The 17,348-nt window shown below is 67.2% G+C and carries 13 protein-coding genes, 1 tRNA gene and 1 pseudogene; 6 read left to right on the top strand and 9 right to left on the bottom strand.

Annotated features, from left to right (window positions below; translation table 11 throughout):
- Positions 1–9 precede the first annotated feature (9 nt).
- Positions 10–2,157, top strand: coding sequence for a 3-hydroxyacyl-CoA dehydrogenase NAD-binding domain-containing protein (locus IE266_RS01945; protein ID WP_189678345.1), 2,148 nt, complete (start codon positions 10–12; stop codon positions 2,155–2,157).
- 186 nt (positions 2,158–2,343) lie between these two features.
- Here IE266_RS01945 and IE266_RS26815 read toward each other — a convergent pair.
- The 5 genes and pseudogenes from IE266_RS26815 to IE266_RS01925 form a co-directional block, all read right to left on the bottom strand.
- Positions 2,344–2,550: pseudogene (locus tag IE266_RS26815) on the bottom strand (IS481 family transposase); the annotation flags it as partial.
- A 63-nt stretch (positions 2,551–2,613) separates the two neighbouring features.
- Positions 2,614–2,689 (bottom strand) — tRNA-Thr (locus IE266_RS01940).
- A gap of 45 nt (positions 2,690–2,734) precedes the next feature.
- Entirely contained in the window at positions 2,735–4,210 is a 1,476-nt protein-coding gene (locus IE266_RS01935) for a heme biosynthesis protein HemY (RefSeq protein WP_189678344.1), read from the bottom strand.
- A gap of 10 nt (positions 4,211–4,220) precedes the next feature.
- Complete coding sequence (locus IE266_RS01930) at positions 4,221–5,384, bottom strand: COG4223 family protein (RefSeq protein WP_189678343.1); 1,164 nt, start codon at positions 5,382–5,384, stop codon at positions 4,221–4,223.
- Between the two features lie 51 nt (positions 5,385–5,435).
- Positions 5,436–6,197, bottom strand: a complete 762-nt coding sequence (locus IE266_RS01925; protein WP_189678342.1) for a uroporphyrinogen-III synthase — start codon at positions 6,195–6,197, stop codon at positions 5,436–5,438.
- 44 nt (positions 6,198–6,241) lie between these two features.
- Between IE266_RS01925 and tsaD the strand changes: the two genes are divergently transcribed.
- From tsaD to IE266_RS01910, 3 genes are read left to right on the top strand one after another with little or no spacing between them, the layout of a single operon-like run.
- Positions 6,242–7,336: a tRNA (adenosine(37)-N6)-threonylcarbamoyltransferase complex transferase subunit TsaD gene (gene tsaD, locus IE266_RS01920; protein WP_189678341.1), complete on the top strand. Its 1,095-nt coding sequence runs from the start codon at positions 6,242–6,244 to the stop codon at positions 7,334–7,336.
- Positions 7,333–8,295, top strand: a complete 963-nt coding sequence (locus tag IE266_RS01915; protein ID WP_189678340.1) for an NAD(P)H-dependent glycerol-3-phosphate dehydrogenase — start codon at positions 7,333–7,335, stop codon at positions 8,293–8,295. The genes tsaD and IE266_RS01915 overlap by 4 nt, the downstream gene beginning before the upstream one ends.
- Before the next feature lie 25 nt (positions 8,296–8,320).
- Positions 8,321–8,740, top strand: a complete 420-nt coding sequence (locus tag IE266_RS01910) for an EVE domain-containing protein (protein ID WP_189678339.1) — start codon at positions 8,321–8,323, stop codon at positions 8,738–8,740.
- Between the two features lie 240 nt (positions 8,741–8,980).
- Here IE266_RS01910 and ahcY read toward each other — a convergent pair whose 3' ends face one another.
- Both ahcY and IE266_RS01900 read right to left on the bottom strand, forming a co-directional pair.
- Positions 8,981–10,375: an adenosylhomocysteinase gene (ahcY, locus tag IE266_RS01905; RefSeq protein WP_189678338.1), complete on the bottom strand. Its 1,395-nt coding sequence runs from the start codon at positions 10,373–10,375 to the stop codon at positions 8,981–8,983.
- An 80-nt stretch (positions 10,376–10,455) separates the two neighbouring features.
- Positions 10,456–10,764, bottom strand: coding sequence for a hypothetical protein (locus IE266_RS01900; RefSeq protein ID WP_189678337.1), 309 nt, complete (start codon positions 10,762–10,764; stop codon positions 10,456–10,458).
- Between the two features lie 207 nt (positions 10,765–10,971).
- Here IE266_RS01900 and IE266_RS01895 point away from each other — a divergent pair, with 207 nt between their 5' ends.
- Positions 10,972–11,568 carry an HD domain-containing protein gene (locus IE266_RS01895; protein WP_189678336.1) on the top strand — a complete coding sequence of 199 codons (597 nt, stop codon included), beginning with the start codon at positions 10,972–10,974 and terminating at the stop codon, positions 11,566–11,568.
- A 3-nt stretch (positions 11,569–11,571) separates the two neighbouring features.
- Here IE266_RS01895 and IE266_RS01890 read toward each other — a convergent pair whose 3' ends face one another.
- Together IE266_RS01890 and IE266_RS01885 are read right to left on the bottom strand one after the other, a co-directional pair.
- Positions 11,572–12,285: a sulfotransferase-like domain-containing protein gene (locus IE266_RS01890; protein WP_189678335.1), complete on the bottom strand. Its 714-nt coding sequence runs from the start codon at positions 12,283–12,285 to the stop codon at positions 11,572–11,574.
- Positions 12,286–12,297: 12 nt separating this feature from the next.
- A complete protein-coding gene (locus tag IE266_RS01885; RefSeq protein WP_189678334.1) occupies positions 12,298–14,553 on the bottom strand; it encodes an NADP-dependent malic enzyme in 2,256 nt (751 codons plus the stop codon).
- Positions 14,554–14,704: 151 nt separating this feature from the next.
- Between IE266_RS01885 and mutS the strand changes: the two genes are divergently transcribed.
- Positions 14,705–17,326, top strand: a complete 2,622-nt coding sequence (gene mutS / locus IE266_RS01880) for a DNA mismatch repair protein MutS (protein ID WP_189678753.1) — start codon at positions 14,705–14,707, stop codon at positions 17,324–17,326.
- The last annotated feature ends 22 nt before the right edge of the window (positions 17,327–17,348 follow it).

Genomic DNA, 17,348 nt, shown 5'->3' with positions numbered 1-17,348 from the left:
GAGGAAGCGATGCAGGATTTCATCTGGGACAAGGACGCCGACGGCATCGTCACCGTCACCATGGACATGCAGGGCCAGTCGGCCAACACCATGAACGCCCGCTTCGAGCCGGGAATGCGCGCCATCTGCGACCGGCTCGAGGCCGAGCCGGGGCTGACCGGCGTGGTCTTCGCCTCGGCCAAGTCGACCTTCTTTGCCGGCGGCGACCTGCATGACATCCTCGCCACCGAAACCGCCGACGAGCAGAGCTTCGCCTTCATCGAGGCCAACAAGGCGGTCTACCGGCGGCTGGAAAAGCTGCCCGTTCCGGTGGTCGCCGCGATCAACGGCGCGGCGCTGGGGGGCGGCTACGAGCTCTGCCTCGCCAGCAACCGCCGCATCGTGCTGAACTCGCCCAAGGCGGTGGTCGGCCTGCCCGAGGTGACGCTGGGCCTGCTGCCCGGCGCCGGCGGCGTCGTCCGCCTGACCGCCCTGCTCGGGCTGGAAAAGGCCCTGCCCTACCTGCTGGAAGGCAAGCAGGTGCAGCCCGCCGATGCGCTCGCCGCCGGCATGGTCGACGAGATCGTCGAGACCGCCGACCAGCTGATCCCCGCCGCCAAGGCCTGGATCCGCGCGAACCCCACGGCGCATGTGCAGCCCTGGGACCAGAAGGGCTTCCGCTATCCCGGCGGCGACACGCTCGCCCCGAAGAACCGGCAGATCATCCAGGCCTCCTCGGCGATGCTCTACCAGAAGACCCGCGGCCTGCTGCCCGCGCCCGAGAAGATCCTCGACGTCGCGGTGAACTCGATGCGGATGAATTTCAACGCCGCACTGCGCATGGAAACCCGCCGCTTCATCGGCCTGATGGCCTCGAAAGAGGCCAAAGCGGCCATCTCCACCTTCTTCTTCGGAATGCAGGCAATCCGCTCGGGCAAAGTGCGCCCGGAAGGCGCGCCATGGAAGGCCACTTCGGCGGCGGTGCTCGGGGCCGGCATGATGGGATCGGGCATCGCCCATGCCCAGGCCGCACGCGGCATCCAGACCCTGCTCAAGGACACCGACCTCGCCAATGCCGAACGGGGCAAGGCGCATTCGGAAAAGCTCTGCGCCGGCGCGATCAAGCGAGGGCGCATGGACGAGGCCAGGCGGGACGCACTGCTGGGCCAGATCACCCCGGCAACCGAAAACGCCGCGCCCGGCACCATCGACATCGTCATCGAGGCGGTGTTCGAGGATATTGACCTCAAGGAAAAGGTCATCGCCGAAACCTGGCCGATGCTGACGCCCGAAGGGATCTATGGTTCGAACACCTCGACCCTGCCCATCTCGATCCTGGCCGAGGCCTGCCCCGACCCGACCCGCTTCATCGGCCTGCATTTCTTCAGCCCGGTCGACCGCATGAAGGTGGTCGAGATCATCATGGGCGCGAAAACCAGCCAGGACACGCTGCGCAAGGCCTATGACTATGTCCAGCAGATCGGCTACCTGCCCATCGTGGTGAACGATTCACGCGGGTTCTTCACCAGCCGCGTCTTCGGCACCTTCATGGACGAAGGTCTGCAACTGCTGGTCGACGGCATGGCCCCCGCCGCCATCGAGCGGGCGGCGTGGCTGGCCGGAATGCCCGTCGGCCCGCTCCAGGTCTTCGACGAGGTCTCGCTGATCCTCGGCCAGAAGGTCCGCAAGACCCACGCGGCGCTCGACCAGCGGCTGGGCGTCGACAGCGGCTTTGGCCGCCACAACACCGCCACCGTCGCCGTGACCGACCCGATGATCGCCATGGGCCGCGGCGGGCGGCAATACGGCGGCGGCTTCTACGACTATGACAGCGAAGGCAAGCGGACGCTCTGGCCGGGACTGGCGCAGTTCGCCAGGGGCAATGCCGAGATCGGCATCAAGGATGCAGTAGACCGTATCCTCTACCGCCAGGCCATCGAGACACTGCGCTGCCTGGACGAAGGCGTGCTGAATACCGAGATCGAAGCCAACCTCGGCGGAATCATGGCGATCGGCTTCCCGGCCCATACCGGCGGCGCCATCCAGTTCATCCGCGGCGAGGGCATCGACCATTTCGCCACCCGTGCACGGCAACTGGCCGAGCTCTACGGCGACCGCTTTGCCGTGCCCGACCGCACCTACGACCTGCTGCGCGGCAAGAGTGACATGGCGGCTTAGACATACTCGGTTAACCTGCTCAAACCAGCACCATGTCGGCAGCTGACCCATGAGCCGAACGTCCGCCATGCGCCGGTAGAATCCACTGTTGGTCATCATCGTGGCTTCTACCGGCTTAAGGTCACACAGGGAGGAGTTGGATCGTATCCGGCTGTAAATATCGTTTCATAAGGTGGTCTTCATGTCGGCCCTTTCGACGCGCTGGATGACCGCGAACTTGCTCGTTCGGTCGATTGCCACGGAGGGATAGAGTTTGCCCTCGGCCCTCTGCACTGCGGAGCTACCAATGTGAAAGAAGCCGATGGAACAGCGCTGGAAGCGCTGACGTTTCGGCTTGTCGCCTTTAACATCCGGTAGCCTGGAGATGCCATGCCTCTGCAGGCACCGGTGCAGGAGGACGAGATTATCGCATCATGCTTCAGATATGCGATGGACTTGAAAACCCATGTTTCAAGTTGGTGCCGCTGAAGGGACTCGAACCCCCGACCCCATCATTACGAATGACGTGCTCTACCAGCTGAGCTACAGCGGCCCTGGTGCGGCGGCGTTTAGCATCGCCGGCGGCGGCAGGAAAGGGCTAATTTTCCTGCCGCTGCTGCGGTTCGGCGGTGTCGTCCTCCGGCACCAGTTCGGCATCGGGAATGTCCGTGGTCGCCTCAGCCTCGGCACGGGTCGGCGCACCGACGATCAGAGGCAGCATGTGAACGCCCGTCGCGGTCGGAACATCCGAGTAATGCGGTGCGCGCCAGCTCAGGGTGTCGAGACCGCCGCAGTTCTCGCAGACCGGCTGCCAGTCGGCGTGGATATGCTGGCAGTTGTCGCAGACCCACTGCGGCCCGCGCGGCGCATTCAGCGCCCGCGCCAGCCAGCCGTTGACGATGGCATCCGACGCACCCTCGCCCCGTTCGATCGCCGCCATCAGCGTCAGCGCCCGCGCATCCGCCCCCGAGGCCTGCGCCAGGTCGCCCAGCGCGCGCCGCGCGGCGGGGAAGTCCTCGGCCACGAGGTTCAGCTCGGCCAGCAGCAGCTTGGTCTCGGCGTGCTCCGGGTGGATCTTGGTCAGCAGCTGGAAGCGTTTCAGCCGCTCCTGCGGCGTCTCGTTCGGCTCGATCTGGGCAAAGGCGGCCGCCAGGTCGGGATGCGGCTGCGCCTCCCAGGCCTTCTTGAGGATCCGCACCGCGTATTTCGGCTGGCCCTTGCGGACATAGCTGCCCGCCGCCAGCGCCGCCGCCGGCACCAAGTCGGGCGACAGCCGGTTGGCCTCGATCACCTTCTCGCGCGTCTCGACGCTGGTCTCGTCGTCCAGCAGCTCTTTCGCCTCGGACAGCGCCAGCACCGCCTCGCGCCGCGTATAGACGTCGCGCGGCAGGTTCCCGGCCTTGAGCTTGGCGTTCAGCGTGCTGCGCGCACCGGCCCAGTCATGCGCCTCGGCCTGCAGCTTCAGCAGCACGTCCTGCGTCTCCTCGTGGCGCGGCTTCAGCTGGAACGCCTTCTCGGCCAGCTTGCGCGCCGTCTCGGTGTCGCCCTCGGCCAGCTTCTGCTTCATGATCCCGCGCACCCCGACAAAGCGGGTGGAGTCGTCGGCGATCAGCTTCTTGTAGGTCTCGGCCGCCTTGCGGGTATCGCCACTCATCTCGGCCGCCTGCGCGGTCAGCAGGTTGGTCAGCTCGGGCTTGCGCAGGTATTTCTCGGCCTTCGCGGCCTTGGACATGGCCAGCCGCCCCTCGCCCGAGGCCAGCGCCATCAGCCCGTCGGCCAGCGCCTGATACCCCTTGCGCTCGCGCCCGCGGTCGAAATAGCGCGACACGGCGGTCTCGTCGCCGCTGAGGAAGCGCAGCACCGCAACGCTCAGCGACAGCAGCTTGAGCAGCACCCAAAGCGCCAGCAGCAGGGCCAGCAGCCCGATCACCGACTGCAACGGCCCCAGCGTGTATTCCGTCCCGGCAAAGGTCACGCGAACCCCGCCGCCCGCCTCCATAAGGTAGGTGGCCCCCAGCGTCAGCGCCGCGACCAGGGCGACGAAGAAGAGGATCTTGATCAGTGACCAGAGCATGTGTGTCCCCTCACTTCGAAGCCAGCGATTGTGAAAGCGCGTCGGCCGCGCCCATGGCAGCCTGACGCCGGCTCGCCTCGGCGATCCATCCGGCCATCTGCGCCTTGGCAACGTCCGGCAGGGTGTCGAGTTCCTGCAGCGCCGTGTCGATCCGCCCGTCGGTCACCGCCGCCTCGGCCCGCGACAGCACCGCGTCGGGGTCGTCGCCGGCACGCGGCTCTACCGAGCGCGCGCCGAACTGGCGGGCCAGGAAGGCGCTGAACCCCGCGTCCTGCTTGCGCGTCGCCTCGCGCGCCGCGGCCAGCGCCTCGCGCGCGGCCTCCGGGAAACCGGCGCGCAGCGCGGCCAACGTGGTCACGCCCGTCTCGGCAGAGTCGGCCAGCGGCGCCGGCACGTCGAGGCCCGCATCCCGCAGGTCGCCCAGCACCTCCGCATAGGGCTCGCCACCGATCAACGCCGTCTGCAACCGCGTCAGCGCATTGCGCTGCGCCGCCAGCTGGCGCGACTGGCCGGCCTCGGCCTCCATGCTGCGCGCCTGGGCGATGTAATTGTCGACCTCGGCGCGCTGCTCGGCCAGGGCCTCGCGCATCCGGGTCAATTCGCGCTCGTAGGCGTCGATGGCACTCTGCGAGACGCCTTCGCTGATCGGCCGCTTCTCCAGCGCATCGATCCGCGCCTCCAGCGCCGAAACCGCCGAGGTTAGCTCCGAAAGCTGGCCGCCCAGCGGCGTCACGGCACCGGAAAGAGCCTCGATCTGCTTAGACAGCGGCCCGGTGTCGGGCATCTTGATCGCCACCACCTGCTCGCGCAGTGCGCCCATCTCGCCCGCCTGGTTGGCGAGCGTGCTCTCCAGCTTGTCGATCTGCGCGGTGTAATCCGCCTCGCGCCAGCTTGGCGGCAGCAGCGGATCGATGATCCCTGCCTTGCCAGCAACCAGCCCCAGTGCGGCGGCAACGACGCCACCCAGCAGGGCCGGGCCAAATCCACCGCGTCGCGGTTCGGGTTGGGAGGAAGCCACCGGCTCGGGGATCGCCTCCGGCTGTTCCGCCGGGGGTTCGGGGGTCTCCACCGTCTCTTCGAGCGGCGTTTCGGTCTCGGTTTCCGCAGCCGCGGGCTCGCTCGCCGAAATCGGATCGCCGTCTATCTCGGACTCGGACTTCGGATCGCTTGCCACCGTTGTTAACCCCTTCGAATCTGAAATGACCTGCCGCGCCAGGACTCAAGACTACTGCGCAGGCCGGACCCCCTCAACCCGGCTGATCCGGCCAAGGCAATCGCCTATGGCTTGGACCATGCTCTGGGCGTCGGGGTGCTCTGCTACTGAGATGTAAGCAAAATTCAAGGAATTCAAGGACTCCGCCACCGCCTCGCTCATCGCGACCGCATGGATCGGCGCCGTTCCGCGGGCCAGCCCGGCAAAGTGTCGCGCCGTGCGGGGCGAGAACAGCGGCGCGATCACGGGCAGTTCGCCCGCCAGCGCGGCGCGCGCCGCATCGTTCAGATCGCGCAGCGGCTGGGCATAGACCGGCACCGCCCGCGTCTCGATCCCGCCCTGGCTCAGCCGCCCGGCGATGTCGCCGCGCCGATGCTGGCCCACCAGGTGCACCAGCGGCCCCGCCGGGCCTTCCCGGAGCAGCGCCGGCACCAGTTCGTCCGCCGTCGCGCCCATCGCGCGGGCATCCCAACCGGCCTCGCGCGCGACTTCGGCCGTCACCTCACCCACGCAAAAGCACGGCAGGCTGCGGTCCGTCACAAGCGGCGCAACCGCCCGAACCGCATTGGCCGAGCTGAACACGATCCCCCGCGCAGCACCCAGATCAAGGCTCTGTACAAGGGGTTCGATCTCCATCAGCGGCGAAATCACCACCTCGACCCGGTCACGCATCTCGGCGGGCAGGGCTTCGGCGAAGGCAAGGGAAGACGCGCGGGGCCGCGTCAGCAGCAGGACGGGTCGCATCGGCGGGCTCGGGATTGTGAGCAGGGACATTGGGTGATACCTCCACCACTGGAGTGATGCAACCGCGCAGGCCCATGACAGACACCCTCACCATGCTGGGACTCGAGAGCAGCTGCGACGACACCGCGGCCGCCGTCGTGCGCCGCTCGGCCAGCGGGGCCGAGGTTCTTGCCTCGGTCGTCATCGGCCAGACCGGCCTGCACGACGCCTTCGGCGGCGTGGTTCCGGAAATCGCCGCCCGCGCCCATGCCGAAAAGCTCGACGTTGCGGTGCGGCAGGCGCTCGACGATGCCGGGCTGACGCTCAACGACATGGACGCCATCGCCGTGACCTCGGGCCCCGGCCTGATCGGCGGCGTGCTGTCGGGCGTGATGTGCGCCAAGGGCCTCAGCGCCGCCACCGGCCTGCCGCTGGTCGGGGTCAACCACCTCGCCGGTCACGCCCTGACCCCGCGCCTGACCGACGCCATCGCATATCCCTACCTCATGCTGCTGGTCTCGGGCGGGCATTGCCAGTTCCTGATCGTGCGCGGCCCGCAGGATTTCACCCGCCTCGGCGGCACCATCGACGACGCCCCCGGCGAGGCCTTCGACAAGGTCGCCCGCCTGCTGGGCCTGCCCCAGCCCGGCGGCCCCTCGATCGAACGCGAGGCCATGGGCGCCAACCCCAAGCGTTTTCCCCTGCCCCGCCCGCTGATCGACCGCGACGACTGCAACCTCTCCTTCTCGGGGCTGAAAACCGCCGTCCTGCGCACCCGCGACGCGCTGGTGGCCGAATTCGGCGGCCTTACCCGCGCCGACCGCGCCGATATCTGCGCCAGCTTCCAGGCCGCCGTCTGCGACGTGCTGGCCGACCGGATGCGCCGCGCGCTTGCCCGCTACCTGGCCGAAAACCCCGTCACCCCCTGCGTCGCCGTCGCCGGTGGTGTGGCCGCCAACATGGCGATCCGCGCCCGCCTCGAAGCGGTCGCCGCCGACCTCGGCGCGCAATTCGTCGCCCCGCCGCTGAAGCTCTGCACCGACAACGCCGCGATGATCGCCTATGCCGGCATCGAGCTCTTCGAAGACGGTGTGCGCCACGATCTCACCCTTTCGGCCCGCCCGCGCTGGCCGCTCGACACCTCGCAGGCCGCGCTGGTCGGCAGCGGCAAGAAGGGGGCCAAGGCATGAGGGTCGGCATCGCCGGCGCCGGCGCCTTCGGCACCGCGCTCGCCATCGCGCTGGGGCGCAAGGGGCCGGTCACGCTCTGGTCGCGTTCGGCAGATCAGGCCGCGCGCATGGCCGCCGAGCGCCGCAACGAGGCCCGCCTGCCCGGCGCCGACCTGCCCGAAACCGTGACCCCCACCGCCAATTTCGCCGACCTCGCCAACGCCGACGTGCTGCTGCTGGCCATGCCGATGCAGCAGATGCGGGCGGCGCTGGCCGAACACCACGCACAGCTGGGCAACCGCCCGCTGGTCGCCTGCTGCAAGGGCATCGAGCTTGCCACCGGCTTCGGCCCCACCGGCGTCATCGCCGAGGCCGTGCCGGGCGCAATCGCGGCCATCCTCACCGGCCCCAGCTTCGCCGGGGAAATTGCCCGCGGCCTGCCCACCGCGCTCACCCTCGCCTGCGCCGATCCGGACCATGTACAGGCTCTGCAAAGGGCACTCAGCACCGAAACCCTGCGCCTCTACCGCACCACCGACACCGCCGGGGCGGAACTCGGCGGCGCGCTCAAGAACGTCATGGCCATCGCCTGCGGCGCGGTCATCGGCGCGGGCCTTGGCAACAGCGCCCGCGCCGCCCTGATGACCCGCGGCTATGCCGAGATGCTGCGCATCGCCGCCGCGCGCGGCGCACGGCCCGAAACCCTGGCGGGCCTCTCGGGCTTTGGCGACCTCACCCTCAGCTGCACCTCGGAAATGTCGCGCAACTACCAACTCGGCCTCGCCATCGGCCGGGGCGAGACCTTTGACGCCACCGTAACCGTCGAAGGCGCCGCCACCGCCCGCGCCATCGCCGCCGCCCCCGCCTATCGCGGCATCGACCTGCCCATCACCCATGCCGTGGCCTCCCTTGTCGACGGGCGCGAGACGCTGCCCTCCATCATGGCGCAACTGCTGGCCCGCTCGCTCAAGGAAGAGTGACCTCTCAGGACGAAAGGACAAAGACATGGCCTACTGGCTGTTCAAATCCGAACCCGAGACCTGGAGCTGGGACAACCAGGTCGCCAAGGGCGATGCCGGCCAGGAATGGGACGGCGTGCGCAACTACCAGGCCCGCAACTTCATGCGCGCCATGCAGGTCGGCGACCTTGGCTTCTTCTACCACTCGCAGACCGACAAGGCGGTGGTCGGCATCGTCGAGGTCTGCGCCCCGGCGCATCCCGACAGTTCGACCGACGACGAACGCTGGGATTGCGTCGATGTGCGCGCGGCGCGGCCCTTCGTCAAGCCGGTGACGCTCGACCAGATCAAGGCCGACCCGCGCCTGGCCGACATGGTGCTGGTGAAAAACTCGCGCCTGTCCGTGCAGCCGGTGACCGAAGACGAATGGCGGCTGGTCTGCGGCCTGGGCGCGACAAAGCCCTGATCGGGCCGATACAGACGCGGATCGGAGGGCCGGCCAAACACCGGAACCCTCCTTCACCCGCGTGCTCCCGTCTCACCACACGCATCTGAATCCGGTTCCGGCCGTACTGGCCGATGCGCAGTCCTAACGCGCGACCTCCCGCTAGGCAAAGAAATAGCCCCAAGAATTCGCTTCAAATCGGCCCAAACGAAAACGGCGCCCCCCTTTCGGAGAGCGCCGCTTCCTCGCATCCCGCGATAATCAGTAGCGATAGTGTTCCGGCTTGAACGGGCCTTCCGGCGCGACGCCGATATAAGCCGCCTGCTCGGGCTGGAGCTTGGTCAGCTTGACGCCGATCCGGCCCAGGTGCAGCCGCGCGACCTTCTCGTCGAGGTGCTTGGGCAGGATATAGACCTGGTTCTCGTATTCGTCGCCCTTGGTCCACAGCTCGATCTGCGCCAGCACCTGGTTCGTGAAGCTGGCCGACATCACGAACGACGGGTGGCCGGTGGCGTTACCGAGGTTCAGCAGGCGGCCTTCCGACAGCAGGATGATCTTGTTGCCCGAGGGCATCTCGATCATGTCCACCTGGTCCTTGATGTTGGTCCACTTGTGGTTCTTCAGCGCGGCAACCTGGATCTCGTTGTCGAAGTGGCCGATGTTGCCGACGATCGCCATGTTCTTCATCTCGCGCATATGCTCGAGACGGATGACGTCCTTGTTGCCGGTGGTGGTGATGAAGATATCGGCGCTGGCGACTTCGTCTTCCAGCAGCGTCACCTCGTAACCGTCCATCGCCGCCTGCAATGCGCAGATCGGGTCGACCTCGGTCACCTTCACCCGCGCGCCGGCGCCCCGCAGCGAAGCGGCCGAGCCCTTGCCCACGTCGCCATAGCCGCAGACCACCGCAACCTTGCCGGCCATCATGGTGTCGGTGGCACGGCGGATACCGTCGACCAGCGATTCCTTGCAGCCATACTTGTTGTCGAATTTCGACTTGGTGACCGAGTCATTGACGTTGATGGCGGGGAACGGCAGGTGGCCCTTCTCCATCATCTTGTAAAGACGGTGAACGCCGGTGGTGGTCTCTTCCGAGACGCCCTTGATCATGTGGCGCTGCTTGACGAACCAGCCGGGGGTCGCGGCCATGCGCTTCTTGATCTGGGCAAAGAGGTATTCCTCTTCTTCCGAGGTCGGCGTGGCGATCAGGTCGGTCTCGCCCTCTTCGACGCGGGCCCCCATGAGGATGTAGAGCGTCGCATCGCCGCCATCGTCGAGGATCATGTTCGCGCCGCCTTCGGCGAACTGGAAGATCTGGTCGGTATAGGTCCAGTAGTGCTCCAGCGTCTCGCCCTTCACGGCGAAGACCGGCGTGCCGGTGGCGGCAATCGCGGCGGCGGCGTGGTCCTGGGTCGAGAAGATGTTGCACGACGCCCAGCGCACATCGGCGCCCAGCGCCACCAGGGTTTCGATCAGAACGGCGGTCTGGATCGTCATGTGCAGCGATCCGGCGATCCGCGCGCCCTTCAGCGGCTGTTTCGCACCATATTCTTCGCGCAGGGCCATCAGGCCCGGCATCTCGGTTTCAGCGATATCGAGTTCCTTGCGACCGAAGTCGGCGAGGGCGATGTCCTTGACGACATATTCCTGAGTCACGGCAAAAATCTCCTTGGGTCTGGCGCGCGTCTAGCATTCCTGCCCCAAACGCGCAATCCGCTGGCCCCAAAGCCGCCGCCTCAGCCCTGCTGCGCCACCGCCCCCGCCTTCACCGGCCCGCTGAAGAAATCCGTGCCCGCCGCGACGATGCAGCTCAGCCCGTTCGGATTGGTCATGAGGATGGTGAAGGTTCCCGTCTCGGGCGAGGCCCAGACCTCCAGCAACGTCTCGACCGGCGAGGTGCCCTGCAACCCGCCCGCCGTCAGCTGCTCCGAGAACTGCACTTTCAGCCGCTCGACCACCAGGTCGCGCTTCGCGCAATTCTGCGCCGATGCGGGCAAGGCCAGTCCGGCGACAACAAGCGTTGCCGCAAGTAATCCCTTGAACATCTTGTGCCCCTTTTCATACCAGTATGAAGCTGGGGGGCACGCCGGGAGGATTAACGTGCCCCCCAGTCTATCGAAGATGCCGCTGCGACACGCCGGGCCTTCTGGCCCAAATGTCGTGATCCTGCGTGGCAGCGCGGGTCTTCGATGAAGGCAAGGCTGCGCCCGAATTGTGGCGAAAAGATGGCAAAGTCACAGGAGTGTGTCACGATGGCAACACAGGCGCGGGCATGGCAGCGGATGCTGTCCGGCCGCAGGCTCGACCTGCTCGACCCGACCCCGGTGGATATCGAGGTCGAGGATATCGCCCACGGCCTCGCCTTCGTCGCGCGCTGGAACGGGCAGACCCATGGCGACTTCGCCTATTCGGTGGCCGAACACTCGCTGCTGGTCGAAACCCTGTTCACCCGGATCTGGACCAGCCCGCCGGTCCGCTGGCAACTGGCCGCCCTGCTGCACGACGCGCCGGAATACGTGATCGGCGACATGATCTCGCCGGTCAAGGCGGCGGTCGGCCCGGGCTATGGCGACCTCGACCAGCGGCTGACCGCGGCGATCCACATCCGCTTCGGCCTGCCCGCCGTACTGCCGGTCCAGGTCAAGAAACAGATCAAGAAGGCCGACCAGGTCAGCGCCTGGATGGAGGCCACGCAACTCGCCGGGTTCTCGGTCGCCGAGGCCAACAAACTGTTCGGAAAGCCCGATCAGAGCCTGATTTCCGGCCTCAGGCTGCACCTGCGCCCGCCAACCGAGGTGCGCGCGGCCTACACCGCGCGGCACGCCGAACTCATGGCAACGCTGGACTGAACCCTAAAGCTTGACCGCTTCCAAACGGCGGTAGAACGGCATCGCCGCCTCCGCTAGTTCCGCCGCCGCGCCCGCCAGTTCCGGCAAGGCGCCCTCGGCCCCGGCAAACCCGGTCGAGCGATGCACCGCCCCATACCAATGCGGCGCCCAGGCGCCGTCCTGCGGATGCCCGCCCGATGGCCAGCGCAGCATCCCCGCGTCCCACTCCAACCCCAGCGCCTCGCACAGCCGGCGCAGCATCGCCTCGGGGTTCGCGCGAATGTCGTGGCTGTCGATCACCAGCGGGTCGCCCCCCGCGGCGGCCACCTCGTCGAACATCTGCGCCTGCTGCACGAAACCGATCCCCTCGAGCGTCAGCGCATCGTGCTTCTCGGTATAGCTCGCGATCACCCGCGTCGGGTGGCGGATCAGGAAGACATTGCGCATCGCCCCCATCCAGTCGCGCGGCACCCCGTCGACCATGTGGTGGCACATGTGCTTCTGGTAGAAATGCGCCCGCCCGCCCGGAACCGGCCCGATCAGGCTCTGTACAACGGTTTCCGGGTCGTCCGACTGCGCCGCCATCACCTCGGCCCGCATCGGATGCTCCAGCCCGGTCCGCGCGAGATAACAGGCATAGAACGGTTCGTCGACAACCGCGCAATCCGCGCGGTTGCCGAAGGAATACATCATCGCCGTGCTCAGATTGCGCGGCCCCGACCACATCGCGATCCGCATCCCCGAAGCCTCCTAGCCGATCTTGCACGAGGCCAGGACGGCCATGTTCAGGATGTCATTCGCCGTCGACACCGTCGAGGCGATCTGGATCGGCTTGTCGACCCCGACAAGGATTGGCCCGATCACCGTCGCCCCCGCCATCTCCTGCATCAGCTTGACCGAAATCGAAGCCGAGTGCCGCGCCGGCACCACCAGGATATTCGCCGGCCCGGTCAGGCGCGAGAACGGATAGGCCGCCTGCGCCTGCGGGTTCAACGCGACGTCGACGGTCATCTCGCCCTCGAACTCGAAGTCGGCGCCGCGCTTTTCCAGCACGGCGGGCGCGCGGTGCATCTTCTCGGCCCGCTCCGACATCGGATAGCCGAAGTTCGAGAAGCTCACGAAGGCCACGCGCGGCTCCAACCCCATGTGGCGCGCCACCTGGGCGCCGCGTTCCGCGATGGTCGCCAGGTCCTCGGCCTCGGGCCACTCATGCACCAGCGTATCGCCGATCAGCACGATCCGGCCCTTGTGCAGCAGCGCGGTGATCCCGACCGCCCCATGCGAGGCATCGGCGTCGAACACATGGCAGATCCGCTCCAGCGCATGGGCCGACTTCCGCGTCGCCCCGGTTACCAGCCCGTCGCCATGGCCATGCGCCAGCATCAGCGAGGCAAAGACATGCCGGTCCCGCGCCGCAAGGCGGTGGATGTCCTGCGCGTCATAGCCCTTGCGGTTCAGCCGGTTGTAGAGAAATTCCTTGTAGGTCGCGAGATGCGCGGTATTCGCCGCGTTCACGATCTCCAGCTCGCCCACCGCATCGGCCAGGCCGGCGGCCTCCAGCTTCTTCTTCACGTCATCTTCGCGGCCCACCACCAGCGCGGTGCCCAGGCCCGAACGCTGATACATGACCGCCGCCCGAAGCACGCGCGGATCATCACCCTCGGCAAAGATCATCCTCGACTGTGCCGCCCGGGCACGCGCGTTCAACCCGCGCAGGATACTGGCGGTCGGGTCCATCCGCGCCTTCAGCGACAGCTCGTAGGCTTCCATGTCGATGATCGGCCGCCGCGCCGCGCCGGTGTCCATGCCGGCCCGCGCCACCGCCGGCGGAATCCGGTGGATCAGCCGCGGGTCGAAAGGCGTCGGAATGATGTAGTCGCGCCCGAAGGTCAGGTTCTTGCCATAGGCCAGCGCCACCTCGTCCGGCACATCCTCGCGCGCGAGCCGGGCCAGTGCCTGGGCGCAGGCGATCTTCATCTCGTCGTTGATCGCCCGCGCATGAATGTCGAGCGCGCCGCGGAACAGGTAGGGAAAGCCCAACACGTTGTTGACCTGGTTCGGATAGTCCGACCGCCCCGTCGCCACGATCGCGTCGGGCCGCACCTCATGCGCCTGCTCCGGCGTGATCTCGGGATCGGGGTTCGCCATGGCAAAGATCACCGGGTTCGGCGCCATGTCCATGACCATCTGCTGGGTCACGGCACCCTTGGCCGAAACGCCCAGGAACACATCCGCGCCCACCATCGCCTCTTCCAGCGTGCGCAGCTCGGTCTTCACCGCATGGGCCGACTTCCACTGGTTCATGCCATCGGTGCGGCCCTGATAGATCACGCCCTTGGTGTCGCAGGTGATGCAGTTCTCGTGCCGCGCGCCCATGCTCTTGAGCAGTTCGATACAGGCAATCCCCGCCGCGCCTGCACCGTTCAGGACGATCTTTACGTCCTCGATCTTCTTCCCGGTGATATGCAGCGCGTTGATCAGCCCCGCCGCACAGATCACCGCCGTGCCATGCTGGTCGTCATGGAAGACCGGAATATCCATCTCTTCCTTGAGCCGCTGCTCGATGATGAAGCACTCGGGCGCCTTGATATCCTCGAGGTTGATGCCGCCAAAGGTCGGCCCCATCAGCTTGACCGCCTGGCAGAAGGCGTCCGGGTCCTCGGTATCCAGCTCGATGTCGATACTGTTCACGTCGGCGAAGCGCTTGAACAGGATGGACTTGCCCTCCATCACCGGCTTCGACCCCAGCGCCCCGAGGTTGCCCAGCCCCAGCACCGCCGTACCGTTCGAGATCACCGCGACAAGGTTGCCCTTGTTGGTATAGTCATAGGCGGTTTCCGGATCCTTCGCGATCACCTTGCAGGGCACCGCCACACCGGGAGAATAGGCCAGGCTCAGGTCCCGCTGGGTGGTCATCGGTACCGTCGGGCGAATTTCGAACTTGCCCGGCGTCGGTTCCAGGTGGAACGCCAGCGCTTCCTCGTCGGTGATCCGGATCCTCGTCATCGGGTGCCTCTCCTCCAGTGCGGATTTCCTCATAACTCAGCGTGAAGCCCGTCACAACGGATATGCGTTTTCGCCTTTCACGGCGCCGACGGGGTTTGTAAGGTCCGCCCGTTCCGGACAATTGGGGGTGCGGGTGTCGAACGTCACGCCGATGATGGCGCAATATCTCGAGATCAAGGCAGGCCACGAGGGCGCGCTGCTGTTCTATCGCATGGGCGATTTCTACGAGATGTTCTTCGACGATGCCGTCGCCGCCTCGGCGGCGCTCGACATCGCGCTGACCAAGCGCGGCCAGCACCTCGGCCAGGACATTCCGATGTGCGGCGTCCCGGTTCACGCCGCCGAGGGCTATTTTCTCACCCTCATCCGCAAGGGCTTTCGCGTCGCCGTCTGCGAACAGATGGAAGACCCCGCCGAGGCCAAGAAACGCGGCTCTAAATCGGTGGTTAGGCGCGAAGTTGTCCGCCTGGTGACCCCCGGCACCCTGACCGAGGACTCGCTCCTCGAAGCCCGCCGCCACAACTTCCTCGCCGCCTATGCGCAGGTCCGCGACGAGGCCGCGCTCGCCTGGGCCGATATCTCCACAGGCGCCTTCCACGTCATGGAGATCGCCCCCGCCCGCCTTTCGCCGGAACTCGCCCGCCTCGCCCCGTCCGAGCTGGTCGTCGTCGACAGCCCCGACGCGCCCTATACCCTGGCCGAGGATCTGGGCATTTCGCTCTCGCCGTTGGGCCGGTCGAGCTTTGACAGCAACGCCGCCCAATCGCGCCTCTGCACCCTCTTCACCGTCGCCACGCTCGACGCCTTCGGCACCTTCACCCGGGCCGAGATCTCGGCCATGGGCGCGCTGGTCGACTATCTGGAAATCACCCAGAAGGGCAAACTGCCGCTGCTGCAGGCCCCGGTGCGCGAAACCGCCGCGCGGGTGGTGCAGATCGACACCGCGACCCGGCGCAACCTGGAACTGACCCGCGCGCTCTCGGGCGGGCGCGAGGGCTCGCTGCTCTCGGTGATCGACCGCACCGTGACCCCGGGCGGCGCGCGCCTGTTGGAACAGCGCCTCTCCAGCCCCTCGCGCGATCTCGACCTGATCCACGACCGGCTCGACGCCATCGACTTCGCCGTCGCCGAAACCCGCCTCGCCACGGACCTGCGCGAGGCGTTGAAGAAAACGCCCGACCTCGACCGCGCCCTCTCGCGCCTCGGCCTCGACCGTGGCGGCCCGCGCGACCTGGTGGCGATCCGCACCGGGCTGGAACAGGCCCGCGCCATCGTCGCCATGACCGAAGGGCGCGACCTGCCCCGCACCATGGCGCAGGCCGCCCGCGACCTGGTCGGTTTCGACACGCTCACCGCCGAACTCGACGCCGCGCTGGTGGCCGAACCGCCGCTGCTGGTCCGCGACGGCGGCTTCATCGCCCGCGGCTACAACGCCGAACTCGACGAATCCGTCGCCCTGCGCGACGAGGGCCGCTCGGTCATCGCCCAGATGCAGCAGGAGTATATCCGCGATACCGGCATCAACTCGCTGAAGATCAAGCACAACAACGTGCTGGGCTATTTCATCGAGACCACGGCCACCCATGCCGAGAAGATGCTCTCGCCCCCGCTGAACGAACGCTACATCCACCGGCAGACCACCGCCAACCAGGTCCGCTTCACCACGGTCAAGCTGTCCGAGCTGGAAACCCGCGTCCTGAACGCCGGCAACCATGCGCTGGAGCTGGAAAAGCGGCTCTACGAAGGGCTTCGGCAGCAGGTTCTGGCGCAGGCTCCGCGCCTGTCACAGGCGGCCCGCGCCCTGGCCGAGCTCGACCTGACCACCGCACTCGCCGATCTCTCGCGCGGCGAGAACTGGTGCCGCCCCCGCGTCGACAATTCCCGCGCCTTCCATATCGCGGGCGGCCGCCACCCGGTGGTCGAACGCGCCCTGCGCCGCGCGGGCGAAAGCTTTGTCGCCAATGACTGCGACCTCTCCGCCACCGATGGCGCGGCGATCTGGCTGCTGACCGGGCCGAACATGGCCGGCAAGTCGACCTTCCTGCGCCAGAACGCGCTGATCGCGCTTCTCGCTCAGGCCGGCAGCCATGTTCCCGCGGACGAGGCTCATATCGGCCTGGTCAGCCAGCTCTTCAGCCGCGTCGGCGCTTCGGACGACCTGGCACGGGGCCGCTCGACCTTCATGGTCGAAATGGTCGAAACCGCCGCCATTCTGAACCAGGCCGACGACCGAGCGCTGGTCATCCTCGACGAGATCGGGCGCGGCACGGCCACCTATGACGGCCTCTCCATCGCCTGGGCGACGCTCGAACACCTGCACGCAACCAACCGCGCCCGTGCGCTCTTCGCCACCCATTACCACGAGCTGACCGCCCTGGCCGGCAAGCTGCCCGGCGTCGAAAACGCCACCGTCAGCGTCAAGGAATGGCAGGGCGAGGTGATTTTCCTGCACGAGGTCAAGCAAGGCGCGGCCGACCGTTCCTACGGTGTCCAGGTCGCCCAGCTCGCCGGCCTGCCCGCCTCGGTGGTGTCTCGGGCGCGCGTCGTCCTGGAAGCCCTGGAAAAGGGCGAACGCGAAGGCGGCCCCAAGCCCAAGGCGCTGATCGACGACCTGCCCCTGTTCTCGGCGGCGGCGAAAAACGAACCCGCCCCGGAAAAGACCGTCGCGAACCCGGCGCTCGACATGCTGACCGCCCTGCACCCCGACGAACTGACCCCGCGCGAGGCGCTAGAGGCACTATATAGGCTTAAGGAAGCCGCCGGGACTAACTAGAAGTTGTTTCCCGTGAAACAAA

It is taken from the genome of Seohaeicola zhoushanensis, assembly GCF_014656415.1.
GTDB lineage: Bacteria > Pseudomonadota > Alphaproteobacteria > Rhodobacterales > Rhodobacteraceae > Seohaeicola_A > Seohaeicola_A zhoushanensis.
This window is presented reverse-complemented; position numbering and strand designations above follow the sequence as displayed.

Bases quoted from the DNA above. Each gene is read 5' to 3' on its own strand.
- IE266_RS01945 (WP_189678345.1), top strand. From the start codon at position 10: ATGCAGGATTTCATCTGGGACAAGGACGCCGACGGCATCGTCACCGTC.
- IE266_RS01935 (WP_189678344.1), bottom strand. From the start codon at position 4,210: ATGCTCTGGTCACTGATCAAGATCCTCTTCTTCGTCGCCCTGGTCGCG.
- tsaD (WP_189678341.1), top strand. From the start codon at position 6,242: ATGACAGACACCCTCACCATGCTGGGACTCGAGAGCAGCTGCGACGAC.
- IE266_RS01900 (WP_189678337.1), bottom strand. From the start codon at position 10,764: ATGTTCAAGGGATTACTTGCGGCAACGCTTGTTGTCGCCGGACTGGCC.
- IE266_RS01885 (WP_189678334.1), bottom strand. From the start codon at position 14,553: ATGACGAGGATCCGGATCACCGACGAGGAAGCGCTGGCGTTCCACCTG.
- IE266_RS01925 (WP_189678342.1), bottom strand. From the start codon at position 6,197: ATGTCCCTGCTCACAATCCCGAGCCCGCCGATGCGACCCGTCCTGCTG.
- mutS (WP_189678753.1), top strand. From the start codon at position 14,705: ATGATGGCGCAATATCTCGAGATCAAGGCAGGCCACGAGGGCGCGCTG.
- IE266_RS01915 (WP_189678340.1), top strand. From the start codon at position 7,333: ATGAGGGTCGGCATCGCCGGCGCCGGCGCCTTCGGCACCGCGCTCGCC.
- IE266_RS01895 (WP_189678336.1), top strand. From the start codon at position 10,972: ATGGCAACACAGGCGCGGGCATGGCAGCGGATGCTGTCCGGCCGCAGG.
- IE266_RS01890 (WP_189678335.1), bottom strand. From the start codon at position 12,285: ATGCGGATCGCGATGTGGTCGGGGCCGCGCAATCTGAGCACGGCGATG.
- IE266_RS01910 (WP_189678339.1), top strand. From the start codon at position 8,321: ATGGCCTACTGGCTGTTCAAATCCGAACCCGAGACCTGGAGCTGGGAC.